This is a genomic window from Paraburkholderia fungorum (assembly GCF_003610895.1).
In the GTDB taxonomy this organism is placed as follows: domain Bacteria; phylum Pseudomonadota; class Gammaproteobacteria; order Burkholderiales; family Burkholderiaceae; genus Paraburkholderia; species Paraburkholderia fungorum_B.
In genome coordinates, this window is sequence record NZ_MCAS01000031.1 from 37247 (window position 1) to 58789 (window position 21543).

The following is a 21543-nucleotide window of genomic DNA, read 5'->3' on the forward strand; positions in this document are numbered from 1 at the left end:
GTTCAATGCAGGCGTCCCGCGGCGATGAAGGTAAACACATGAGTGAGAAAGCGCGTGAGCTCGCGGCTCGCCCAGGGAGCGGTAACGATCAGCACCGCACCGACGCAGATGATCTTTGCACCGTAAGGCAGGCTCTGGTCCTGTATTTGTGTGATCGACTGCAGAAGGCCGATCAGCAAACCGACGACCGTCGCCACAGCGAGAGCGGGCAGCGACAACCAGAACACCAGCATGAGTGCATCACTGGACAACGTGGCAAGAGACGGAGCACTGTTCATTTGGCATAGCCGACAATAAGGCCGTGCATCAGCTTCGAGATACCTGACACCGACACGAAGACAAAAAGCTTCAGTGGAATCGACACCGTGCTGGGCGACAGCATCATCATGCCCATGGCGCTCAGCACGTTGGCGACGACCAGATCCACCACCAGAAAAGCGATGTAGAGCAGAAAACCCGCCTCGAACCCGCTCGCTATTTCGCCGATCAGAAACGCAGGAATCAGCAGCTGAAAATCGGTCTCCTGGGCATCGTGCCCGGGATCGATCCGCTTCGCGGCGCCCACGAGGAACTTGCGCTCGTCGGGCCGCGAATGCTTCAGCATGAATTCACCGAGCGGACCTCGAACCGCCTGCCACAGCTCGGAGGGACGCGGCATCACAACATCGCCGCTGTCGTTGGCCGGCAGCGCGGCTTCAATCTTCGTGACGGTAGGCGACATCACGACCAGCGTTGCCGCGAGCGCGAGCCCCGAAATCACCAGATTGCTCGGTGCCTGCTGCACACCGAGCGCCGAGCGCAGCAGCGTCAGCACAATGCTGAACTTCGTGAACGAAGTCGTCATGACGACCGCAAGCGGGAGCAGACCGAGCATGAAGAACATGCTGACGGTCTGCAGCTGATCGAGTTGAGCGGTCATGCCGGCAGATCCTCCTGGGTTAGCCGGGTCACGCGCACGCCCAACGAACCCTCGATATCGATCAGCTCGCCACGTGCGAACGGGATGCCCTGACACAGCAGCGTGACCGTCCGCTCATTCGCGGGTAGCCGGAAGCCGACAATCGATCCCTGGCGCAGATGGGCCAGTTCGGCAACCGACAACGACAGCGTGCCGAGCATTGCGTCGAACGCGAACGTCAGGCTATCGATAGGCAACAGCTCGCTGGTCACTTCAACGGGCGGGGTTTCATCATTCAGGACATGGTCTATCAAGGTGTACTCCTCAGTGAACTTCAACAAAATCCGGCACGCGCCCAACCGCAACGGCACGCGCAGATAACACGAATGACGGTCGAACAGCAGGGCGTGCCCCACCGCGATCTTGCGCAGCCGCGGCAGCGACATTGCCGGGCCGGCCATACAGATCGGCAAGCGCACATACAGGCGACGCAACAGCGCCTCGCTGGACGGCGCCGGCGCCGGCAGGCGTCGTTGCAGCCAGGCATCGACTGCAGGGCTGCAAAACGCGAAATGAGCAGCACGACCGCTTGCCGCGTGCGTAACGGCGAGGCCGTACGCGCCCGGTTGCGTGAGCCCATCGAAAGCGACGGCGGTGATGTCGATCGTGAAACCGAACAGCCCTTCCAGTGCGCACAGCCAGTCGTTCAGCGCGTCGACAACGTGCATCACGGCTGTGTCACCGCGCTCGGCGATCACTGATGGCGTCAACTCCGGCAGCAGCGCGCCGGCATCGCATGCGGCGCTGAACGGTGCATGCGCCGCCGTACCGGACACCAGCAATGGATAACGCGCGCGGCACGGCTCGAACTCCAGCGTGAAACGTCGTGTGCCAACGCGTACTGCCTGTGGCCGGCCGAAGTGCCGGATCGCCAGGTTGTGGCGCTCGGCGTCGGACCGCGCGAGGATTTCCAGATCCGGCCAGAGACTCATGCCACCTCCCGCGCGAGCCGGCGTTGAATTACCCGAGCCGGAATCGGTGAAGCGGGTGCAGGCGGAGGGGATGGAGGTGCAGGCGACCGTGGACCGGCCAGCACGGCCAGCGTCAGCCTCACGCCACGCTCGACGTTGTCGAGCGCTGTACGCCCCGACCCGTCAGCAAGATCGTAAGTCCGCAATACGTGCGCCACGCCGTCACGGATGCCGCGCTCCAGCGCCCGCAGTTGCACCTTCAGGCCCCCGTCGATCACGCCCGCCTCGGTTTCGATGACACACGAATGCGCAGGCAATCCCGCATCGGCCAGAACCGTGCAAAGCGGTGTGCCGAGTTCCTGCTCGATCGTTGCGATCAGTTGCGCGGCGTCCTTGAACACCGGCCTGGCAACACGCACAGATACGAGTCGTTGCGACTGAGACACGGCGACCGCGCGGCGCAACTGATTGGTCAACGTGGCCGATGGCGGCAGCCCGCCGACAATGTCGCTCACCGCGCTCAGCACGATCTGCGTCAACCGGTCCTGCAAGCGATGCGCGGCAAAAGCCGCGGCAGCCGCACAGCCGACGTGCTCACGCAACACAGCGGCCTTGCCGGCTGATTGGCCGCGACGCCACGCACGGCGTTTGAGTTCACGCACCTGCGAGGCGAGACGAGCACGTTCTTGTGCCGCCTCGGCTGCGCGCGCCGCTTCGACTGCACGAAGACCGTCGAGCGACGTCAGTTCGAGCGCGCTCAAATGACCGTCGGATTCGATCCGCCACGCGCCCATTCGGCAGATCAGCATGAGTGCGCCTCCATCAAACGCTGCGCGTCGGCAACCAGTTCGCGCGCGTCGAGCGCCGAGAATCCATGCACCCGATAATGGGCAGCGGCCTCGGCTATCTCACGCGGCAGGCGCAGGCTCCACCAGAACGCATAGCGGGAGTCCACCGCCTGCATGGCCAACGCCAGTCCGAGCGCCGTCATGTCGCGCCGGCTGGATAGCACCGGTGCCGGCTCGACTTTCAGGTCGGCCGCGCCGGCACGCGGGTGCCGCTGAATCGCAGCGAGCAGGCGCGGCGCGACGCTGAGCGCCAACGCAACACGAGCCCGGGCAGTGACTACACGGCGCAACGAACGGGCGAACGCGAGCGCGGCAACGATCCGGCACAGGCGCGCGCACGCCGGCCTCGGCCAGAGCGGCAGGACTGCCGGCACGTCGGCAAGCGCCACCTGAACGAGTTGCGGGTAACGACTGAACAGAAAGGCATGGGCAGCACGCGCGGCACGCTCGTGACGAATCGGTTGCCCAGTTTCGAGCCAGCTGTGATGCGCCCAGTGAGCGGGTGCGCAGGTATAGGCGTGCTTCATGCGTCGTCTCCGGTGCGGGTCGTGGATTTCGACGGACGGATATCGGCGTCCGCAATGTCCACGGCGTTTGCGTCAGCGGCGTCGCGTCGTGTTTGTGGCGCAGAAGGGCCGGAGTCCGCGGGCGGTAATCCGGCATTGCGCGTGGGCGTCTTCCGTTTGAACCAGGTGCGCGTTTCCGAGCGCCACAGCCACATGAAGCCGGCCCCCAGCAGCACGAGCAAGGTCATCACACCTAGCATCGCCGTGGTGCGCATCGACGCTTTGCCGCTGTCCTGCGCACAAGTCGTTGCTTCGACCGCGCCCGCGGCACTGGCAACGTCGGCGCCGTCGCTGCAATTGGCTGGGAAGCTCAGCACCGGCGTCACCGGCAGCAACGTCAACGACACGCGCGCGGGCGTCAACCCTTCCACACTGCCCGCCACCAGTGCGCGAATCCTGTCGCGCATCAGCTCGATGTTGTAGTCGCTGCGGTAGCGCATCATCACGGACGCCGAGGGCAACGTGTCCTGCGCGGGGTCCATCGGGTCTTTTTGCGGCAGCACAATGTGCACGCGGGCAACCAGTACGCCGTCCATCTTTTCAAGTGTTTCGGACAGCTCCTGTGACAGCCCATACACGTAGCGGACGCGATCCTCCTCGGGGCTCGAGATCAACCCCTGGCGGCTAAACAGGTCGCCGAGATTCGCGTGGCCGCCGCGCGGCAGTGCGTACGCGCTGGCAAGCTCGGTGGCGACCACCGCGTCGGCGTCGTCGACCGAAACGTTCCAGGTCCGGTCCGCGCTGCGCTCCTTGTAGCCGTTAATGCCGTGATGGCTCAGCGCGGCGACGATGCGATTCGCCTGGTCCTCGTCCAGGCCTTCAAAAAGCGAGGTTCTGCAGCCGGCGAGGAAAAGCAGGACCGGCAGCAGGATCAGGGTGCGGCGCATCAGCTTCGTTGCGTCAATGTCTGGATGGCGCGGCCGATCTCGTCGGCCACACGTACCGTCATCTGCACCTTCACTGCGAAGGCGCCCATGTCGGCCTGCAGACGCAGCATGTCGGACGTCGAGATGCGGCCTGAGTCGAGTTGATCGAGGTGCTGCGACAGTTGCTGTGACGACTTGTCCTGCATGCCCTCTGCATGCGCCATCAGACGCTCGAATAGCGACGCGCCGTCGCCCGAATCGTTAGCGGACAGGCCCATGACGGGAGCCACAGGGGACAACGAGCCGGCTTGCGTCGGCGTGGTGGTGACGGGAGGTTGCAACATATCAATGCTCGCCTAGATTGGTCAGTCGTTCTATGGTTGAAAGAAAAGCCGCAGCTGGCGCAGCCTGCGCGGCGTGAGCAGCGCGCGCGTAAGGTGCGCATTCGGGCAGATTCAGAAATGCCGCCGCCATCGAACTCGCAGCAGGTTCGTCGGCATCCGTCACCTTCATCAGCGTGCGTGCGCCGAGCGCGTATTGCCCTTCGAAAATCTGGCACACGCCGAGCCAGGCACACGCCAGCGCGCTGTCCGGCACAATCGCGAGCGCCCGGCCGAACAACAGCGACGCGCCGCGGTAGTTCGCACGGTCGAGTTCGACAAGACCCTGCCCGAGGTACGGAAAGGCTCGCTGCGGATACAGCAGGGCCAGCCGGTCGAACAGGTAGTGCGCCTCGTCGAAGCGTCGATGGACGCGAGCGTAGTGACCGATTGAAATCAGCAGTTCCAGTGTGTCGTCCTGCATCTGCAATAGCTCCCGAAGACGCCACAAGGGCGTCTCCGTCCTGGTTAAAAAAACGTTACTTGGAAGAGCGCGCCGTTTCCTTCTGCGCGTCGGTCAAACCCTGGATGCACGACGTTGCTGCACTCTGGGTCGTATTGACCGAGCCCATCGCCTGCTGGACCTTCAGCATTGCGACGTTCTGCTGCTTGTCGTCGGCGACTTCGGCCTGCTTCAATTTGTTGTCGAAGTCCTTGTTCTGCTTCTCGAGAATCTTCGCCAGCACTTCGACAACCTTCTGGGCCGACACGCCTCCTGTGTCGCCGACCACCGAGCTGCCACCGCTACCACCGCCGCCGGAGAAACTGCTGCCTCCCGAATTCGGAGACATGGTCGTATTAATCTCACTCATTTCTGGATTCCTAAATTTAATCCCGAGCGTTTGTGAAGCTCGCGCTTCGTTCCACCACCAGTCGAGCCGCTCGCAAACACTCGACAAGCAGAACCAGTTCATTTTTCACGGTCGGCGCCGCCGTCACGAGCGCATCGCTAACGCGACTGATCTCAGCAGTCAGCCGCGCCGCGATCAACTCACGACCGGCTCCGCCGCCTTCGGCGAGTTGAGCTTCCAGCCGCAAATCGGCGCACGCGCCAAGCGTGCTCTTATTGGCATTGTTTTGGGGCATGAGCAGCATCCATAAAAAATTCGTAGATCGAACCATCGTCATCGCGCAAGATGTACGCAGAACAGGTCGATAGTCGCGTGATCCGTCCTATTGGCAGTCGTGCGCCTGGGAAGTAGCGCACGCCCTGCGCATCGGTAAGCCAGACTGCGTGACGGCCGCTGAGCAGATTCAGGCCGAGTGCTTCGAGCGGCACGCGCACGCGCTCGCCCTGCTGCACGTGGCCGGGAAAAGTGAGACCACGCAGTCCGCTGATCTCGGCACTCGCCAGGCGGGCGATGCGCGCGTAGTCCCACGATTCAGGCGATATGAAGCCCTGGGCCACCGGCAGCGTCGCCGTGAACGTACCGGGCCCCGCGGGGTGCACCTCCGCGCCGCGGTAGTAGCGCGCGAGAAACTCTTCGACCTGTTCCTGCAACTGCGCGAGCACGATCACGTGCATCACCAGCGCCCGCTTCTGTGACCACGCACTGGCGGTTAGTGCGGCCAGATCAGCGGGCGACTGTACATAGCCCTCGTAGACGAGTGCGCCGGTCCTCGGGTCGAGATGTTTCGTCACCAGACGGAATGCGTCGTTGGGACGCGTCGCGCGCGGTACGCCAGACCACTGGGTAGACGAGATCCAGGCCAGCAGCGCCAAGGCAAACGGCATCCCGAAGACCACTGCTTTGGTGACGCGCGACGCATCCGACCAGCGTTTGCCGAGATACACAAGCTGCGCATGACGCAGCAGATAGGCGCGCTCGGCGTCACGCGTCATTGCCTCACCCGGCGCATCGCGGCCGCTGAACTGAAAAGTAACGACGCCCGCTGAAAACCGTGCGCCGCGCTCCACTGTCACGCGCCGCCCCGGCGGCAGGGGCCGGCCGAACACCGTGACTTTCGCCTGGTGGGCAACCAGCACGAGTCCCGTGCCGTGCAGCTCGACGGTAACGTGCAGGGGTTCGACGCCCTCGTCTATCACCATCAGGTCGGCATCCGCGCCACTGCCTATCCGCAGCGGCCGGTCAGCCGGCAGCACCACGCTCGCGCCGGTGTGCACGCCCTCCATCACCACAATCAGCGCATCAGCGTTCATCGCGACGCTCCCACGGCATCTTGCTCACCAGCGGCAAATCGGATGACGACCAATGTGATCGCGATGGGTACGGTGGCGGTGGCGGTGGCGGTGGCGGTGGCGGTGGCGGTGGCGGTGGCGGTGGCGCGGCGCTCGCAGCGGCTTGCGTCAGCGTCCGCGATACGACGTCGGCGTTCTGCGCAACCGCTGCCGTGGCCCCGGCAGGTTTCGCGGGTTCCGCCGCAGCACCGCCCGTTGGCGGTGCCAGCGCGGACAAGGCAGCCACTACGCCAGACCGCTGCGCGAGGATCGCGTCGGGATCCGGGCGAACGGCGCCCACCGGCATTCCCGCTGCGGCCTGCGCCGTGTCCGGCTCAACGTCACCCGACAGACGTTTGAGCCGCGGCGTAATCAGGATCAGCCGTTCGAGGCGCTCATGCGTCGTCTGGGTATCCCGGAACAGCGCACCGAGGTACGGCACGTCGCCGAGCACCGGCACCTTCGACGTCGTGCTCTCGCTGCGCTCATATTGATAGCCGCCTATCAGCAGACTGTCACCGTCGCGCACGATCGCCTGGGTGACGACCGAATGGTTGTCGACCTTCGGAATACCGTCCACCGTCACCAGCGTGTTGAATGTGCCGTCTTCGATCTGGATGTTCAGCCGGATATTGCGGCGAGGCTCACCGCCCGATTCAACGCTCGGCGTCACCTTCAGGGTCATCCCGGTGTCGATGTTGAAGAGATCGACGGCCTGATTACCCGCCACGCGCACATAGACCGAACTGCGCGAAGTCAGGGCCGCTTCCGTGTTGTTCAGCGTGAGCACCTGCGGGCGCGACAGCACACGCGCCTGACCGGCATCTTCCAATGCATGGATCTGTGCAAACAGGTATTGCGCCGAGTTGCCGACCAGCGTCGCGAGGTTCAGTCCGGTTAATGCGCTAGCCGGCGTCGCCAGCTTCGGAGCGCGGAACGCCAACGGCGCGCTTGCGGTCCCGGAAGCGCCGTTGATACGTCCATTTGCGCCGCCCCATTGCACGCCGAGCGAGCGTGCGGCATTCGACGATACGTCGATCACCACGGCGTCGATTTCCACCAGTTCCTGAGGCTGGTCGAGCATCGCGATGGCGCGCTCGTAATTCGGCATCATCGAGACGAGGTCGCTGATGACCACCGCGTTGGTGCGCTGATCGGCGACGATATTGCGCCGCGCGGGGGTCACGGGGGGCTGCGCGGTGTCAGCGTCTGGCAGTGGCGGCCGCTCAACATTGCCTGCGGGCGACGCGCCGCCAAGACCGAGACCGAGCAGGCTTGGCAGCGGCGGCGGGCCGCCGCGCGCGCTGCGATCATCGGCGCGCTGCTCGGCCCGCGCATCGGTGCGCGCACGCGTTGTGCGCGACGCAGTCGACTGCCAGGTGTCCGTCATCAACTGGCGCAGCAGCGAAGCGACGCCAGGCACGAGCTGCTCCTGTGCTCCCACGCTGTAGTGAACGTCCTGCGCCTGCGCGTAGCGCAGCGGGAAAACGCGGATCGCGGTCTCGTCGAACGACGGCTCGACCGTAGTCTGCCGCTGCGCCTTGTCGATCGCCTCCGTCACCGCGTCGACGAACTTCGACGGACCCGCAACCTTGACCGTGGTCGCCGAATATCTGATCGGCAGGCGCGGGTCGTCGAGATCGAGGTTGCGAAGCAGCGATGCAACCGCTTCGCGGGTCATCGGAGCAAACGGAATAACCCGGCTGCGCACGTCCGAAGCCGTCGCGACGTGCATCACCTTGCCGTCGAAGTACCAGACGAGGCCGTACGCCTCCGCCAGTTGGGTGAAGACGTTGCCAGGCGTGTCGTCGAAGCGGCCGTTGACCGCTCCTTTTACGTCGCGACCGATGTCGGCGCTCAAGCCTTCGACGGCGAGCACATCACGCAACACGTCGGGCAGTGGTGCGCCGTTCACCGCATAGTGAATCGGTGCACCGCGCCAAACGGGAGTCGCGGCGTCGGCCGTGGACATCAGCAGTGCCGGACAGGCCACGCCGAGCAGCCCCGCGATATGGCGCACGGCGCCCCGGATCGCGTACGGCTGCAAGGACGAGGGTTTGCCGCCCTTCTTGATGATCGAATCGTTGCGCCACATCATTAGCATTAAAAATCCCTGGCTGCGTTTATTGACTACGTTAGCCAGAAATTTAATGGCGCTTCAACACTCCATGGTCATACACATATACGACATCCCCGGAATGTCGAGCGCGCCACGCCCCTTACCGAACAGAATTTCAAGACCAGGATTTCATCTTCACCTCAAATTAATCAAAATGAATTTTTTATCCCAAAAATAGGCTGAAGATACACATTGTCGCAAGTCTTATATCTGTATGACCTTCTGCGTTAGCAAAGGAAGAGGATTGACGAACCGACAATTCGATTAATTCGCTTATGACAGGTAAACCATTCAACCCAAACCACAACTCTTTGACTTTCTCGATCTTGTTCAGGGCCTTGGTGGGCTTCGAGATCTTCATGGATGCTTCGCTCCTGCCGGTTCCTACAGAAGCGTCGACATGCGGATGACACGGTATTGCAACTTCACGCCTCAGCTTGCAAAACCAAGACTACGCTCAATCAGAATTAACGGTTTTGCAACATGTCTGCGACTCGAGGAAATTTACTGGCGAATCATCGAAGAAATTGCGCGTCAGGAATCTCTGACAGTCGGCAAGTTAATTTCAAAATGGGCTATCGATATTGATATGACGCAAGAAACCGTCTGCAATTTCACTGGACTTATCAGAATTATTTGCGTCACTCAAATAATAGAACAGAAGCATCTGATCGATATGAGGACACTCGATCCAGACGCGCCGGTCAACGCATTTTAATAACCTGCAAGGAGGTTCATCGGAATAGACGCATCCATTCCCTTATATGTCGCGACGCGCAATTACTCACGCGAAAAAAACAACTGATCAGTTTAAATTTTTAATCACAAGGATTTGATCATGACGAATGCGATCAACAACATGGGCAACAGCACGCAGCTCCACATGAGCAGCACGTCCGCACCGGCTCAAAGCGGCATGCAGACCGAGGCGCACTTCGCCTCCGTGCGCACGTTTTCCACCGACAAAACCGGGGATGCCGGCAATACGTCTTGCGCGGGAGCGGGTGGTGACGGCCAGGCAGCACAGGGCGCCGACTCATCGGCGCAGGGGAGCGGAAGTGGCGGCAGCGAGATGATGAGCCAGATCATGGACCTCATCAAAACAGCCATTTCCGCCGCGGCGCAAGTGGTTTCGCCACTTATGAGCATGTTCACGTCGATGATGGGCCAGGCAGGTTCATCGGGTTCGTCTGGCTCATCGGGTTCGGGCGCCGCTTGACGGCACCCTGAACGGTCTGGCCGTCGCGCAGACTCGGCCGGTCTCGGGGCGGCATCCCGTATACCGCCCCGCTTCGAATCCCGCCTTTCTTTCAGGACGCAATGATGAATTCTCTCGGGCCGGGTCCCGTCGATCGCAAGCGAATCGACGGCCTCGCGCGACACTCCAATGCAGGATTGCACTCGGCCATTACCGGTTTTGTCGGCGATAGCGATAGCCATCGCCATATCGGCGAGACGCTGCGCAGCGCCTCGCCGCCAGACGCAGTCGTGCAGCGTTTCCTCGACGAATTGCAGTTAATGCAGGATTACGTGGGCACCTCGTACCGGGTGTCGCAGATCTCTCGCGAAGGACTCGCCATGCTACAACACGGCCGAGGCCGGCATTTTGTCGACCTCGGAGCACAGTGCGCCTTTGTCCTGCCGTCCAATGCGGCGGCATGGGCAAGAAATGCGGCACAACCGCGTGCCGGTGCCTACCAGCTGTTCTCGATCTTTGACGAGTCGGTCCCACAGAAGAATCTGTCGACAGCCCTGCTTGCCGATCATGTCATCGTGCCGCCAGGGACCCCGCTGCGCCTGACGGGTCTGCGCATCATTCGGAGCCAGGATGCAGCGGGTCCTGGCCGCCCTCGTATCGTCGCGCATTTCGCCCGGGCCAACTCCGCATGCGGCACACCCTATGACCTCTACAACGGTGCCCGAGGCGCCTGACACAGGCAGCCGGTGTGTGCGGTTGACCGACCGCTCCGGTAAACTGCAAGGCTGATGCGCGCTCTTATCCGGATCTTCGAATTGAATCGTTACTCCCTGCTTCTCATTACCTCGATGCTGCTGGTCGGCAGCAATGTCGGAATCGGTAAATCGATCGTCGAGTTTGTCCCCGTCCCCCTGTTCGCGCTGCTGCGTTTCGTGATCGCCATGGCGGTGCTGTGGCCGCTGCTGCGCGTGGCCAAGCTGCGCCGCGTCAAACGCGATGAATGGCTCAACCTGTTTTTGCAGGCGCTGTTCGGCACCTTCGGGTTCACGCTTCTCATGCTGGGCGGCGTGCAACGCACGAGCGCGGTCGCAGCCGGCGTCATCACCAGCACGATTCCCGCTGTCGTCGCGCTGCTCTCGTGGCTGATCCTCAAAGAGCGTCCGAACGGTCGGGCACTCGTGTCGATCGCGCTGGCGATCGTCGGCGTGATCGTCATCAATCTGGCCCATGTGGATGAGAATGCGAGCGGCGAGACTTCGTTCACAGGCAATCTGATGGTGCTGGGCGCCGTGTGCTGCGAATCGCTGTACATCATCCTGTCGCGCCGTTTAACGCAGACGCTGGCGCCGATCGACATCTGCGCCTATACGCATCTGTTCGGCCTGCTGCTGATGCTGCCGCTCGGCGCCACCGCATTGGTGCACTTCGACTATCGCGCGGTGCCGGTCGGCGTCTGGACGCTGGTGCTGTGGTATGGGCTGTCGGCGAGCATCTTCTCGTTCTGGCTGTGGATGAAGGGCATTCGTCATGTGCCGGGCAGCCTTGCGGGCGTGTTCAGTGCCGTGCTGCCGGTGGCCGCGGCCATCTACGGTATCGTTTTTCTCGATGAACGGCCCACGCTCGCGCACGGCATCGCGCTCGCCTGCGTGGTGGCCGGGATCGGGCTGGCGAGCCTGAAGGTCAAGCGGGTACCGCCGGTAACGTCGTAAGGGACCAGGCTGAGCACCCTGGCGGCGCCACCCTCCCGCACTGCCCGCCGCGCCGCAGCAAATCCATCTGACGCGGTACAATAGCGCGCCTGACGCGAGCTTCTCTGGCCTTTCTGGCCGCGTACCGCGCTGTCTGCGCCCTGGTTTGCGTGCTCGATCGCGCGTTTGATTCGCGCTTCGGGTCAGCACATTTAGTCCGTGTTCTGTCACCTGCGTTTCATCTGACTCTTGCCCATGTCCGCACCGCGCCCCACCTCCGCTGGTAACACGCGCCGCCCGATGCGTCCGCTGCCCGTCATCATCTTCATGAGCCGCTGGCTGCAAGTGCCGCTCTACCTGGGCCTGATCGTCGCCCAGGCGGTCTACGTCGTTCTGTTCCTGAAAGAAGTCTGGCATCTGGTCAGCGCGTCCATGACGCTCGACGAAACCAACATCATGCTGGTGGTACTCGGCCTGATCGACGTGGTGATGATCTCGAACCTGCTGATCATGGTGATCATCGGCGGGTATGAAACTTTCGTATCACGCCTGGGCGTTGAAGGTCATCCGGACGAACCGGAATGGCTCGACCATGTCAACGCCGGCGTGCTGAAAGTCAAACTGTCGATGGCGCTGATCAGTATCTCGTCGATCCATCTGCTGAAGACCTTCATCAGCCCCGACCAGAATTCGACGCATGCCATCATGTGGCAGGTCATCATTCACGTTGCGTTCCTCGTCTCGGCGCTGGTAATGGCGCTCGTCGACCGGCTCACCACGCATACGCACCCGAAACACTTTCAGGAACCCGCGGCGCTGCATGTCGTGAGTTCCCACGATTCCACTCCCCTGAAGGCGCACGACTGACCGCACTGCCCTGCGTGTCGGAATAACAAGCGCCATTGTCCCCACTGAGCTAGCCATGACCGTCATCAAACAGGAAGATCTGATTCAGAGCATTGCTGATTCGCTTCAGTACATCAGCTATTACCACCCGCTCGATTACATCCAGGCCTTGGGCCGCGCTTACGAGCTCGAAGAGAGCCCGGCCGCGAAGGATGCGATCGCGCAGATTCTCACCAACAGCCGCATGTGCGCCGAAGGCAAGCGCCCGATCTGCCAGGACACCGGTATCGTCACGGTGTTCGTGAAGGTCGGCATGGACGTGCGTTGGGACGGTGCGACGATGGGCGTCACCGAGATGATCAACGAAGGTGTGCGCCGCGGTTATCTGAACCCGGACAACGTGCTGCGTGCATCGATCGTGAGCCCGCCTGAAGGCGCCCGCAAGAACACGAAAGACAACACACCGGCCGTGATCCACTACGAGATCGTGCCGGGCGACAAGGTCGACGTGCAGGTCGCGGCCAAGGGCGGCGGCTCGGAAAACAAGTCGAAGTTCGCGATGCTGAACCCGTCGGACTCGATCGTCGACTGGATTCTGAAGACCGTGCCGACCATGGGCGCAGGCTGGTGCCCGCCGGGCATGCTCGGCATCGGCATCGGCGGCACCGCTGAGAAAGCGATGGTGATGGCGAAAGAATCGCTGATGGACCCGATCGACATTCAGGACGTGATCGCACGCGGCCCGCAAGACTGGATCGAAGAACTGCGCGTCGAACTGCACGAGAAAGTCAACGCGCTCGGCATCGGCGCACAAGGCCTCGGCGGTCTCGCCACGGTGCTCGACGTGAAGATCATGGCCGCACCGACGCACGCGGCGAGCAAGCCGATCGCGATCATCCCGAACTGCGCGGCGACCCGTCACGCGCATTTCACACTCGATGGCTCGGGCGTGGCAAAGCTCGAAGCGCCGTCGCTCGACGCATGGCCGAAGGTGCAGTGGGAACCGGACACGGAAAAGAGCCAGCGCGTCGATCTGAACACGTTGACGCCGGAAGAAGTCGCCAGCTGGAAGCCGGGTCAAACGCTGCTGCTGTCGGGCAAGATGTTGACGGGCCGCGACGCTGCACACAAGCGCATCGCCGACATGCTCGCCAAGGGCGAAAAGCTGCCGGTCGACTTCACGAATCGCGTGATCTATTACGTCGGCCCGGTCGATCCGGTACGCGACGAGGCAGTGGGCCCCGCAGGCCCAACCACCGCCACGCGCATGGACAAATTCACTGAGACCATGCTGTCGCAGACCGGCCTCATCTCGATGATCGGCAAGGCCGAGCGTGGCCCGGTCGCGATCGAGGCGATCAAGAAGCACAAGGCCGCGTATTTGATGGCGGTGGGCGGTGCGGCTTACCTCGTATCGAAGGCGATTCGCAGCGCCAAGGTTCTCGCGTTCGAAGACCTCGGCATGGAAGCAATCTACGAGTTCGACGTGCAGGACATGCCCGTGACGGTTGCCGTCGATTCGAACGGCACCTCGGTGCACCAGACCGGCCCGAAGGAATGGCAAGCGAAGATCGGCAAGATTCCGGTCGCGACGGCCTGATCGCTATTGACTGAAGTGCGCTGAATAATTTAAAGCCGGGGCCTGAAACCCCGGCTTTTTTTATGATGAAATGAGAACGGTACGCATCACGCGAAAAACCCTCTGAAATCAGGCGAAAATCTGTTTTTTGCCTTGGCTTTTTGCGTTTCGCCGTTTATTGTTCTGGGAAATTCAAATCCCCTACAAGGACACATCATGCAAGGCGACAAGAAGGTCATCGAATATCTCAACTCACAGTTGAAAAACGAACTGACCGCGATCAACCAGTACTTCCTGCACGCGCGGATGTACAAGCACTGGGGTCTCGAGAAGCTCGGCAAGCATGAATACGACGAATCGATCGGCGAGATGAAGCACGCCGACTGGTTGATCGAACGTATTTTCATGCTCGACGGCCTGCCGAACCTGCAAGATCTGCACAAGCTGCTGATCGGCGAGGAAACCAAAGAAATCCTCGAATGCGATTTGAAGCTCGAGCAGATTTCACAAAGCACCTGTAAAGAAGCGATTGTGTATTGCGAATCGGTTCGCGATTTCATCTCGCGCGAAATCTTCGTGAAGATTCTCGACGACACAGAAGAACACATCGACTGGCTCGAAACGCAGCTGGACCTGATCGACAAGGTCGGCATCCAGAACTACCAGCAAACTGCAATGGGCTCGATCGAATCCTGATCGAACCAGTCTGAGAAAAACCGCGCGCCGGCCCATGGGTCTGCTCACACGCCATCTGACCTGGCTGTCTATCGGACGGCTCATTTGTCAGGGTGGGCGCCGCGCGGGCGATATACTTGCGCACTTCCCCGTTTTCGTGAGTTTCCCGTGACCGGTGTGCCGCACGTCCCCTTCTCGCCAATGTCCACAGAATCGCCATCTTCGCGTACTCCGATTGCCACCTCAGGCGGCGGTTCGCAGGCGCCGGTCGGCATTTTCGATTCGGGTCTGGGCGGTTTGTCGGTGTTGCGGGCGGTCCGGGCGCAACTGCCCGGCGAAGCGCTCATCTACGTCGCCGACTCGCTTTACGCACCCTACGGCGAGCGTGACGACGACTTCATCGCCGACCGCACCCTCGCAATCGGAGAATGGCTCGCGAAGCAAGGCGCAAAGGCGTTGGTGGTTGCATGCAACACGGCAACCGCGCAGTCCATCGCGCTGGTCCGCGAAAAACTGGCGATTCCGCTGGTGGGGGTCGAGCCAGGCGTCAAACCAGCCTCCCTGCAGTCGAAAACGCGTGTTGCCGGCGTGCTCGCCACCCAGGTGACTTTGCGCAGCGCCCGCTTTCAGGGGCTGCTGGAGCGCTACGCCACGGATTGCCGCTTTCTTTGCCAGCCGGGCCATGGGCTCGTGCAGGCGGTGGAACGCTGCGATGTGGGATCCGCGGAGCTGCGCGCGCTGCTGCGAAGCTACCTGGAGCCCATGCTCGGCGCCGGCGCCGACACCCTGGTGCTCGGCTGCACCCACTATCCGTTTCTCGACGCGGCGATCCGCGATATCGTTGGCGACCGGCTGATGCTGATCGATACGAGCGTGGCTATCGCGCGCCAGCTGGAACGGGTACTCGACCAGCATGGATTGCGCGCCGCCGCGGAAAGCACCCATGCTGCTCCGACCCGCTTTTATTCGACCGACGACGGCAGGCATCAGCAGCAACTCGCCGCGACCCTGCTGCATATTGACGCAACGGTCGACCAGGTCGTGATCCCTTCGCGCCGCACGGCAGCGCCGGATTCCCAAGCCGCATAAAACCCCTCCTGCGCTGCGTTTCAGGCCGTCCTACGGCCTTTTCGCGTGCTTTTTAGGCGGCTTTGCGCCCTTCCCGCCACTCGCACCCAATCCCCGCCGGTAGACGAAACCCTTCTAAGAGTCTGGTTTTGTTACAAAAAATGATGCAGGACGCTTGCCAAACCGGCCAATCAAAATGATAATAGTTCGCATTAACGTTAGCTATGACGCCCTGCCATGATTGTCTGTGTCTGCAAGTCTGTTTCTGACCGAAAGATCCGTGCCTCGATCGCGGAAGGCGTCGATTCGTTCGACGAACTTCAGTTCGAGCTCGGCGTCGCTATCTGCTGTGGCAAGTGCGCGGATTCCGTGCGCGGCGTCATGATGGAAAGCGGCGTATGTGCAAGCCGCTGCGGCTTCGATCATCACTCGCAGGTCATGCCGTTGACGTTTTACGAACGCAAGGCTGCCTGAGCCCGTTTTCAGGGCGCGGCCCACGCCGCGCCTCGAGGCTTACGGCCTCACTGCCTCACGCGTTATCCCACTGCCGTCAGCAAGCCAGTATCCGTACCAGCCAGCTACCCGCTCATCCGTTAAAAGGAGTTCGAGATGGAATTGCTGATAGGTTTCGTGACCACTTTGTTCATTTCGCTGCTGATCTTCCGAACATGACGATGTCTTGTCTGACGTGCCGCATCGGCGGCACGCCTCCCCGCTAACATGCAGGCCTCGCATACCGCTTTAGCCAGCACCACGCTGGCTTCGTCCCTCCGAATGAATTCCCGTGCCCTGACTGCGACTGCCGCGGTCGCGGCGATTCACGTCGCTTTGCTAGCAGTGATCCTGACGTTGCGTCATGAACCCGTGCAACCGGTAATCGAATCGCGCGTCATGACCGCACAACTGCTGCCGCCGGCGCCCGTGGCCGCGCCCGTCGCGCTGCAATCGATCGCGCCGCCACCGCCCAAGCCGACGCCGCCGGTCCACACCAAGGTCAAAGTCCCGTCGAAACCGACACCAACACCCAAGCCAACGCCTACGCCGCTGCCCGTGGCCGCCGCGCCGTCGGCCACACCGGTCGCGGCGGCTGATCCAACGCCGCCCGCGCCGGCTGCACCGCCTGCTCAGACCGCACCCGCAGTCGGCCGTCCGACGATGGAAATCACCGCGCCGAAAAACGTCTCGCATATCGACTGCAGCATGGTCACGCCGGAGTACCCATCGCTGTCGAAGCGCCGCGGTGAAACCGGTACGGCTTACGTGAAGTTCGTGGTCGGACTGACGGGCAAGCTCGAAAACATCGAACTGAAAAAGAGTAGCGGCTTCAGCCGTCTGGACGATGCCGCAGTCGCCGCCGCGCACGCGAGCGCCTGCAAGCCCTATCTGGAAAACGGCCAGCCGATTCGGGCCGCGTACACCCAGCCTTACAACTTCAATCTGAACGATTGAGGCAGATTTTAAAAAAAGAAGGAATTGCAATGCAAAACTACGGACTGGCGCACGTGTGGGCGCAAGGGGATTTCGTGACGCGCGGTATCGCGCTCGCGCTGTTGATCATGTCGGTGATGTCGTGGAGCGTGATCATCATCAAGGGCTGGAATGTGATGCGTCTGAACCGCCTCACGAAGAACGCGGAGCAGCAGTTCTGGCATTCGGACGACCTCGCCGACGGCGTGAAAAAACTCGGCGCCGGTTCGTCGACGCCGCAGGACAATCCGTTCCTCGCGCTTGCGCTGTCGGGCCAGGAAGCCGCCGATCACCATCATCAAACCCAGCCGCATCTGCACGACCGCATGGACGTGTCGGACTGGGTGACGCGCTGCCTGAAGGACACGATGGATGAAAGCGTCGCGCGCATGCAAAGCGGCCTGGCGATTCTCGCTTCGATCGGCAGCACGGCGCCGTTCGTTGGCCTGTTCGGCACGGTGTGGGGCATCTATCACGCACTGCTGGCGATCGGCGCGAGCGGCCAGTCGTCGATCGATCAGGTCGCGGGTCCGGTCGGCGAAGCGCTGATCATGACGGCGTTCGGCCTGTTCGTCGCGATTCCGGCCGTGCTCGGCTACAACGCGTTGACGCGCGCCAACAAGGCGGTCGTCGCCAAGTTGAGCCGCTTCGCGCACGGTCTGCACGCCTTCTTCGTGACGGGTGCCCGTCTGTCGTCGTCCAAGCGCGGTGACGGTCTGCGCCTCGCTACGCGCGCTCACTGATCGACGAGGCATTCCGATGGCAATGAGCCCTTTCGCCGGCGACGATGACGACGGCCTGATGAACGAAATCAACATGACGCCGCTCGTCGACGTGATGTTGGTTCTCCTGATCGTCTTCATGGTGACGATTCCGGTTATTCGTCACGCGGTCAAAATCGATCTGCCGCATGCAAGCAGTCAGAAGGAAGATACCAAGCCCGCGCAAGTAACGGTCGCGATCGACGCAAACGGCAACGTATTGTGGGACGACAAGAAGGTCGACCAAGCAGCGCTGAGCGCGAAGATTGCCGAGGCTGCTCAAGCGAATCCGCAGCCGGAGCTGCATCTGGATGCGGACCGCAAGGTCGCGTACGAGAAAGTGGCCGAAGTGATGTCGGCGGCGCAGGCCGGCGGTCTCACGAAAATTGGTTTCGTCACGCAGCCTAAGGCGAAATAAGCGCAAGCGATCTGTACATCGCATCGCGCCGCTGTTAAGCGGCGCCTGCCAAAAAAAAGCAGAATAGCGCTTGAAACAAGGGCTAAAAGTAAAAGGCCTTCATCGTCAGATGAAGGCCTTTTTTTGTGCGCACTCGGCGCCTTCGGGCGGCGGGATCACTTACCGTCAGAAGATGACTGATAGCTCGAATCACCGCATGCGACAGCCGTGTTCAACACGGACAGCGCGGTCAGCCCTATCAGGCCCACTATCATAGAGGCCATGAGTTTTCGCATAAGAGACTCCTTAGCGAAGGGATTTCACTATAGGCCCGCAAACGCGCGCATTCAAGCAAACGGTCATTGAAAGTACTCATGACAGACGGCGCTTAAATGCTAAAAGCGATGTTGCCGCACGAAATAAGTGCTATGACGCGATCGCGAGAACGGGCCGCGCCGCATCCTTCTCAGCACGCGTCGGACACTCGCCCATGATGTGCTTGCCTTGGTCAGGATCGAGCATTTCAACCAGATAGTCGACGAACGCGCGCACAGCCGGCACCATTCCCTGCCGCGACACGAATACCGCATACAACTGCGGCGCCGGGAAGGTCCAGCCCGGCATCACCGGCGACAACTGCCCCGCGCGCAACGCGCTGCCGTACATCATTTCCGGCAACGCGGCGATACCCACGCCTGACAACACCGCTTCACGAATCGTCATCAGATCCGCTGTGACGAGGCGCGGCTCATGTTCGTGCGCATGCTGCGTGCCGTCGGGAGCGATCAGATTGAAGACGTGGCGGCCGTCGCCAGTCGGCACGTCGAGCGTTTCGAAACGACTCAGATCGGCCGGCAACAGCGGCGGCGCATTCTGCTGCAACAGGCTTGGCGCGCCGACCAGCATCTGCTGCGTGCGCCACAACGGACGTACGACGATGTTGGCATTTTGCGGCGGCTCAGAGCGTATGCGCAGGGCGATGTCGATCGAATCCTCGAACAGGTCGACCACCCGGTTCGTCACACGCATGACCACGCGCACCTCCGGGTAGCGATGCATGAATTCCGGCAGGATCTGCGACAGGATCGTCTGCGAAATCGTCACCGGCACGCTGACGCGCACCGTACCGCGCGGCGACGAACGCAATTGCTGCACCACGTTGACCGCCGCCTGCGCCTCGCTCAGCATCGCCTGGCAGTGCTGGTAGAAGAGCTGACCGGCTTCGGTGAGCGCCAGCTTGCGGGTGGAGCGCTGCAACAAACGCACGCCCAGCGACGCCTCCAGTTCGGTCAACCGGCGCGACAGGCGTGACTTGGAAATGCCCAGCACGCGTTCAGCGGCGGAAAAACCGCCATGTTCGACGACCTGCGAAAAATACATCAGGTCATTCAGATTGTGTGAATCGATCTTCATCTCATCGTTCCAGTAATAGAACAATCCATTGCGTGACAGCGGCTGGCGCCTAGGAAAACGGTCCCTATAATAGCTCTATGTTTCAAAAATAATGCTATTCCCCATTTTTCAAGGTGACTTTGATGAGCACGACGCGCACGATCGAACGCACGTTTCCCGCCATTCGCACGATCGAAGGTGGTGGCTTTATCGTCCATCGCCCGTTTCCGACCCGCCTGCTGATGGATTTCGATCCGTTCCTGCTGCTCGATGAAATGGGGCCGATCGACTACGCGCCGGGCGAGGCCAAAGGCGCGCCGGATCATCCGCATCGCGGCTTCGAAACGGTCACGTACGCACTTGAGGGCCAGTTCGGCCACAAGGATTCGGGCGGCCATTCGGGCACGCTGCGAGCCGGCGACGTGCAATGGATGACCGCGGGCGCGGGCGTCGTGCACAGCGAGATGCCGGACCCGTCGTTCGTACGTACCGGTGGACGCGTACATGGCTTGCAACTGTGGGTGAATCTGCCGCGCCGGGACAAGATGATCGAGCCGCGTTATCAGGAGATTCCATCGGCCAGCATTCCAGTCGCCACCTCCGCGGACGGCAAGGTGCGCGTCAAGGTCATCGCGGGAGAAGCGCTCGGCGTGAAGGCGGCGATCGAAACACGCACGCCGATCCTCTATCAGCATTTCTCGCTGCAACCCGGCGCGACGATCCAGCAACCCGTGCCGGCCGACTATCGGGTGTTCGCTTACGGCCTGTCGGGCAAGGGCTTTTACGGCGAAGGCAACGCGCGCCAGGAAATCGACGCGCGGACGATGGTGGTGTTTCAGAACGACGGCGAGTCGGTCACGCTGACAGCCGGCGATGAGCCGCTCGAAGTGCTGCTGCTCGGCGGAGTGCCGTTGAAAGAGCCGGTCGTGCGTTACGGCCCGTTCGTGATGAACACCGAAGATGAGATCCGCCAGGCCGTGATTGACTATCAGGCCGGACGCATGGGCGCGATCACGCACTGATTGACCATGCCGATGCATGCGTTGCCGCTTGCGATCACGGTGACACGACGCTCGTCGCACCGCCGCGCATAGGGCACGAAGGCCGGTAAATTCGTTCACAATAGCAACTTATGCCGCGCGCCACGCCGTCTGACCATGACGGACCGTGGCGCGTGGCGATTTCCGTCCCTGTTCAGGAGCGCGCATGGCAAAGTCCACCGTCACTGCCCACATCGGCTCGACGAATTTCCAGGTTCTTTTAGACGACGGCAAGCACACGTGGCTCGCCGACGAGCCCGAGTCGGCAGGCGGCGGCGATCGCGGACCTTCGCCCGTCACGATGCTGTTGTCGAGTCTCGGCGCCTGCACGTCGATCACGCTGAAGATGTACGCTCAGCGCAAGGGCTGGCCGCTGGCCGACGTGCGCGTGGCACTGGAGCTGGAAACCGGCGACGCGGGCTCGACCATCGACCGCAAGATCATGCTGGAAGGCGATCTGTCCGACGAGCAGCGGGAACGGCTCTTGCAAATTGCCAATGCGTGCCCGGTTCACAAGATCCTCACGCATTCGATCACGATCCGTTCGGGTCTTGCTGCCGTCGCCTGAAGCAGGAAAAGTGCGGCACCAACTGGCAAGGCCGCAC

General features: G+C 61.8%; 28 protein-coding genes. 14 read left to right on the top strand and 14 right to left on the bottom strand.

Features of this window, described 5'->3' with window-relative positions:
- Positions 1–2: 2 nt before the first annotated feature.
- From sctS to BCY88_RS25740, 13 genes are all read right to left on the bottom strand, one after another.
- Entirely contained in the window at positions 3–278 is a 276-nt protein-coding gene (gene sctS / locus BCY88_RS25675; RefSeq protein ID WP_120346975.1) for a type III secretion system export apparatus subunit SctS, read from the bottom strand.
- Positions 275–919 (bottom strand): EscR/YscR/HrcR family type III secretion system export apparatus protein, encoded by a 645-nt coding sequence (locus BCY88_RS25680; protein WP_120346976.1) that lies wholly within the window; start codon positions 917–919, stop codon positions 275–277. Before BCY88_RS25680 ends, sctS begins: the two co-directional genes overlap by 4 nt.
- Positions 916–1890, bottom strand: coding sequence for a FliM/FliN family flagellar motor switch protein (locus BCY88_RS25685; protein WP_120346977.1), 975 nt, complete (start codon positions 1888–1890; stop codon positions 916–918). The genes BCY88_RS25680 and BCY88_RS25685 overlap by 4 nt, the downstream gene beginning before the upstream one ends.
- Positions 1887–2678 (bottom strand): flagellar biosynthesis protein, encoded by a 792-nt coding sequence (locus BCY88_RS25690; RefSeq protein ID WP_120346978.1) that lies wholly within the window; start codon positions 2676–2678, stop codon positions 1887–1889. The genes BCY88_RS25685 and BCY88_RS25690 overlap by 4 nt, the downstream gene beginning before the upstream one ends.
- Positions 2672–3244: a hypothetical protein gene (locus BCY88_RS25695; protein WP_120346979.1), complete on the bottom strand. Its 573-nt coding sequence runs from the start codon at positions 3242–3244 to the stop codon at positions 2672–2674. Before BCY88_RS25695 ends, BCY88_RS25690 begins: the two co-directional genes overlap by 7 nt.
- Positions 3241–4170 (bottom strand): type III secretion system inner membrane ring lipoprotein SctJ, encoded by a 930-nt coding sequence (sctJ, locus tag BCY88_RS25700; RefSeq protein ID WP_120346980.1) that lies wholly within the window; start codon positions 4168–4170, stop codon positions 3241–3243. Before sctJ ends, BCY88_RS25695 begins: the two co-directional genes overlap by 4 nt.
- Positions 4170–4493: an acyl carrier protein gene (locus BCY88_RS25705; protein ID WP_120346981.1), complete on the bottom strand. Its 324-nt coding sequence runs from the start codon at positions 4491–4493 to the stop codon at positions 4170–4172. Before BCY88_RS25705 ends, sctJ begins: the two co-directional genes overlap by 1 nt.
- Before the next feature lies 1 nt (position 4494).
- Entirely contained in the window at positions 4495–4980 is a 486-nt protein-coding gene (locus BCY88_RS25710; protein ID WP_259461511.1) for a tetratricopeptide repeat protein, read from the bottom strand.
- Between the two features lie 28 nt (positions 4981–5008).
- Complete coding sequence (locus BCY88_RS25715; RefSeq protein ID WP_120346983.1) at positions 5009–5341, bottom strand: hypothetical protein; 333 nt, start codon at positions 5339–5341, stop codon at positions 5009–5011.
- Between the two features lie 16 nt (positions 5342–5357).
- Positions 5358–5615: a hypothetical protein gene (locus tag BCY88_RS25720; RefSeq protein WP_259461512.1), complete on the bottom strand. Its 258-nt coding sequence runs from the start codon at positions 5613–5615 to the stop codon at positions 5358–5360.
- Positions 5593–6690, bottom strand: coding sequence for an FHA domain-containing protein (locus BCY88_RS25725; protein ID WP_120346985.1), 1098 nt, complete (start codon positions 6688–6690; stop codon positions 5593–5595). Before BCY88_RS25725 ends, BCY88_RS25720 begins: the two co-directional genes overlap by 23 nt.
- Positions 6680–8812, bottom strand: coding sequence for a type III secretion system outer membrane ring subunit SctC (gene sctC / locus BCY88_RS25735; protein WP_183081447.1), 2133 nt, complete (start codon positions 8810–8812; stop codon positions 6680–6682). The genes BCY88_RS25725 and sctC overlap by 11 nt, the downstream gene beginning before the upstream one ends.
- A gap of 178 nt (positions 8813–8990) precedes the next feature.
- Complete coding sequence (locus BCY88_RS25740) at positions 8991–9188, bottom strand: hypothetical protein (protein ID WP_120346986.1); 198 nt, start codon at positions 9186–9188, stop codon at positions 8991–8993.
- A 39-nt stretch (positions 9189–9227) separates the two neighbouring features.
- Here BCY88_RS25740 and BCY88_RS25745 point away from each other — a divergent pair, with 39 nt between their 5' ends.
- The 12 genes from BCY88_RS25745 to BCY88_RS25800 all read left to right on the top strand — a co-directional run bounded on the left by BCY88_RS25745 (position 9228) and on the right by BCY88_RS25800 (position 18527).
- The gene (locus tag BCY88_RS25745; RefSeq protein WP_120346987.1) at positions 9228–9545 is read left to right on the top strand and encodes a ribbon-helix-helix domain-containing protein; all 318 of its coding nucleotides are present in this window, start codon (positions 9228–9230) and stop codon (positions 9543–9545) included.
- A 120-nt stretch (positions 9546–9665) separates the two neighbouring features.
- Positions 9666–10046, top strand: coding sequence for a hypothetical protein (locus BCY88_RS25750; protein WP_120346988.1), 381 nt, complete (start codon positions 9666–9668; stop codon positions 10044–10046).
- 101 nt (positions 10047–10147) lie between these two features.
- On the top strand, positions 10148–10759 hold the full coding sequence (locus BCY88_RS25755; RefSeq protein ID WP_120346989.1) for a hypothetical protein: 612 nt from the start codon (positions 10148–10150) through the stop codon (positions 10757–10759).
- A gap of 81 nt (positions 10760–10840) precedes the next feature.
- Complete coding sequence (locus BCY88_RS25760) at positions 10841–11734, top strand: DMT family transporter (protein WP_120347022.1); 894 nt, start codon at positions 10841–10843, stop codon at positions 11732–11734.
- Positions 11735–12013: 279 nt separating this feature from the next.
- A complete protein-coding gene (locus tag BCY88_RS25765) occupies positions 12014–12580 on the top strand; it encodes a TIGR00645 family protein (RefSeq protein WP_259461513.1) in 567 nt (188 codons plus the stop codon).
- 55 nt (positions 12581–12635) lie between these two features.
- Positions 12636–14159 carry a fumarate hydratase gene (locus BCY88_RS25770; protein WP_120346991.1) on the top strand — a complete coding sequence of 508 codons (1524 nt, stop codon included), beginning with the start codon at positions 12636–12638 and terminating at the stop codon, positions 14157–14159.
- 195 nt (positions 14160–14354) lie between these two features.
- Complete coding sequence (bfr, locus tag BCY88_RS25775) at positions 14355–14834, top strand: bacterioferritin (protein ID WP_090685707.1); 480 nt, start codon at positions 14355–14357, stop codon at positions 14832–14834.
- A 180-nt stretch (positions 14835–15014) separates the two neighbouring features.
- On the top strand, positions 15015–15902 hold the full coding sequence (gene murI / locus BCY88_RS25780; RefSeq protein ID WP_120346992.1) for a glutamate racemase: 888 nt from the start codon (positions 15015–15017) through the stop codon (positions 15900–15902).
- A 216-nt stretch (positions 15903–16118) separates the two neighbouring features.
- Positions 16119–16355, top strand: coding sequence for a (2Fe-2S)-binding protein (locus BCY88_RS25785; protein ID WP_120346993.1), 237 nt, complete (start codon positions 16119–16121; stop codon positions 16353–16355).
- 246 nt (positions 16356–16601) lie between these two features.
- Entirely contained in the window at positions 16602–17330 is a 729-nt protein-coding gene (locus tag BCY88_RS25790; RefSeq protein ID WP_120346994.1) for an energy transducer TonB, read from the top strand.
- Between the two features lie 29 nt (positions 17331–17359).
- A complete protein-coding gene (locus BCY88_RS25795) occupies positions 17360–18091 on the top strand; it encodes a MotA/TolQ/ExbB proton channel family protein (RefSeq protein ID WP_120346995.1) in 732 nt (243 codons plus the stop codon).
- Positions 18092–18107: 16 nt separating this feature from the next.
- Positions 18108–18527: an ExbD/TolR family protein gene (locus BCY88_RS25800; RefSeq protein WP_120346996.1), complete on the top strand. Its 420-nt coding sequence runs from the start codon at positions 18108–18110 to the stop codon at positions 18525–18527.
- A gap of 405 nt (positions 18528–18932) precedes the next feature.
- On the opposite strand, the gene BCY88_RS25805 is transcribed toward BCY88_RS25800, so the two are convergent.
- Positions 18933–19919, bottom strand: coding sequence for a LysR family transcriptional regulator (locus tag BCY88_RS25805; RefSeq protein WP_120346997.1), 987 nt, complete (start codon positions 19917–19919; stop codon positions 18933–18935).
- Between the two features lie 122 nt (positions 19920–20041).
- Here BCY88_RS25805 and BCY88_RS25810 point away from each other — a divergent pair, with 122 nt between their 5' ends.
- Positions 20042–20920 carry a pirin family protein gene (locus BCY88_RS25810; RefSeq protein WP_120346998.1) on the top strand — a complete coding sequence of 293 codons (879 nt, stop codon included), beginning with the start codon at positions 20042–20044 and terminating at the stop codon, positions 20918–20920.
- A gap of 184 nt (positions 20921–21104) precedes the next feature.
- A complete protein-coding gene (locus BCY88_RS25815) occupies positions 21105–21506 on the top strand; it encodes an OsmC family protein (RefSeq protein WP_120346999.1) in 402 nt (133 codons plus the stop codon).
- Positions 21507–21543 lie beyond the last annotated feature (37 nt).

Excerpts from the sequence above, each read along its gene's own strand:
- sctS (WP_120346975.1), bottom strand. The coding sequence starts at position 278 with ATGAACAGTGCTCCGTCTCTTGCCACGTTGTCCAGTGATGCACTCATG.
- BCY88_RS25680 (WP_120346976.1), bottom strand. The coding sequence starts at position 919 with ATGACCGCTCAACTCGATCAGCTGCAGACCGTCAGCATGTTCTTCATG.
- BCY88_RS25685 (WP_120346977.1), bottom strand. The coding sequence starts at position 1,890 with ATGAGTCTCTGGCCGGATCTGGAAATCCTCGCGCGGTCCGACGCCGAG.
- BCY88_RS25690 (WP_120346978.1), bottom strand. The coding sequence starts at position 2,678 with ATGCTGATCTGCCGAATGGGCGCGTGGCGGATCGAATCCGACGGTCAT.
- BCY88_RS25695 (WP_120346979.1), bottom strand. The coding sequence starts at position 3,244 with ATGAAGCACGCCTATACCTGCGCACCCGCTCACTGGGCGCATCACAGC.
- sctJ (WP_120346980.1), bottom strand. The coding sequence starts at position 4,170 with ATGCGCCGCACCCTGATCCTGCTGCCGGTCCTGCTTTTCCTCGCCGGC.
- BCY88_RS25705 (WP_120346981.1), bottom strand. The coding sequence starts at position 4,493 with ATGTTGCAACCTCCCGTCACCACCACGCCGACGCAAGCCGGCTCGTTG.
- BCY88_RS25715 (WP_120346983.1), bottom strand. The coding sequence starts at position 5,341 with ATGAGTGAGATTAATACGACCATGTCTCCGAATTCGGGAGGCAGCAGT.
- BCY88_RS25720 (WP_259461512.1), bottom strand. The coding sequence starts at position 5,615 with ATGCCCCAAAACAATGCCAATAAGAGCACGCTTGGCGCGTGCGCCGAT.
- BCY88_RS25725 (WP_120346985.1), bottom strand. The coding sequence starts at position 6,690 with ATGAACGCTGATGCGCTGATTGTGGTGATGGAGGGCGTGCACACCGGC.
- sctC (WP_183081447.1), bottom strand. The coding sequence starts at position 8,812 with ATGCTAATGATGTGGCGCAACGATTCGATCATCAAGAAGGGCGGCAAA.
- BCY88_RS25740 (WP_120346986.1), bottom strand. The coding sequence starts at position 9,188 with ATGAAGATCTCGAAGCCCACCAAGGCCCTGAACAAGATCGAGAAAGTC.
- BCY88_RS25745 (WP_120346987.1), top strand. The coding sequence starts at position 9,228 with ATGCGGATGACACGGTATTGCAACTTCACGCCTCAGCTTGCAAAACCA.
- BCY88_RS25750 (WP_120346988.1), top strand. The coding sequence starts at position 9,666 with ATGACGAATGCGATCAACAACATGGGCAACAGCACGCAGCTCCACATG.
- BCY88_RS25755 (WP_120346989.1), top strand. The coding sequence starts at position 10,148 with ATGATGAATTCTCTCGGGCCGGGTCCCGTCGATCGCAAGCGAATCGAC.
- BCY88_RS25765 (WP_259461513.1), top strand. The coding sequence starts at position 12,014 with ATGCGTCCGCTGCCCGTCATCATCTTCATGAGCCGCTGGCTGCAAGTG.
- BCY88_RS25770 (WP_120346991.1), top strand. The coding sequence starts at position 12,636 with ATGACCGTCATCAAACAGGAAGATCTGATTCAGAGCATTGCTGATTCG.
- bfr (WP_090685707.1), top strand. The coding sequence starts at position 14,355 with ATGCAAGGCGACAAGAAGGTCATCGAATATCTCAACTCACAGTTGAAA.
- murI (WP_120346992.1), top strand. The coding sequence starts at position 15,015 with ATGTCCACAGAATCGCCATCTTCGCGTACTCCGATTGCCACCTCAGGC.
- BCY88_RS25785 (WP_120346993.1), top strand. The coding sequence starts at position 16,119 with ATGATTGTCTGTGTCTGCAAGTCTGTTTCTGACCGAAAGATCCGTGCC.
- BCY88_RS25790 (WP_120346994.1), top strand. The coding sequence starts at position 16,602 with ATGCAGGCCTCGCATACCGCTTTAGCCAGCACCACGCTGGCTTCGTCC.
- BCY88_RS25795 (WP_120346995.1), top strand. The coding sequence starts at position 17,360 with ATGCAAAACTACGGACTGGCGCACGTGTGGGCGCAAGGGGATTTCGTG.
- BCY88_RS25800 (WP_120346996.1), top strand. The coding sequence starts at position 18,108 with ATGGCAATGAGCCCTTTCGCCGGCGACGATGACGACGGCCTGATGAAC.
- BCY88_RS25805 (WP_120346997.1), bottom strand. The coding sequence starts at position 19,919 with ATGAAGATCGATTCACACAATCTGAATGACCTGATGTATTTTTCGCAG.
- BCY88_RS25810 (WP_120346998.1), top strand. The coding sequence starts at position 20,042 with ATGAGCACGACGCGCACGATCGAACGCACGTTTCCCGCCATTCGCACG.
- BCY88_RS25815 (WP_120346999.1), top strand. The coding sequence starts at position 21,105 with ATGGCAAAGTCCACCGTCACTGCCCACATCGGCTCGACGAATTTCCAG.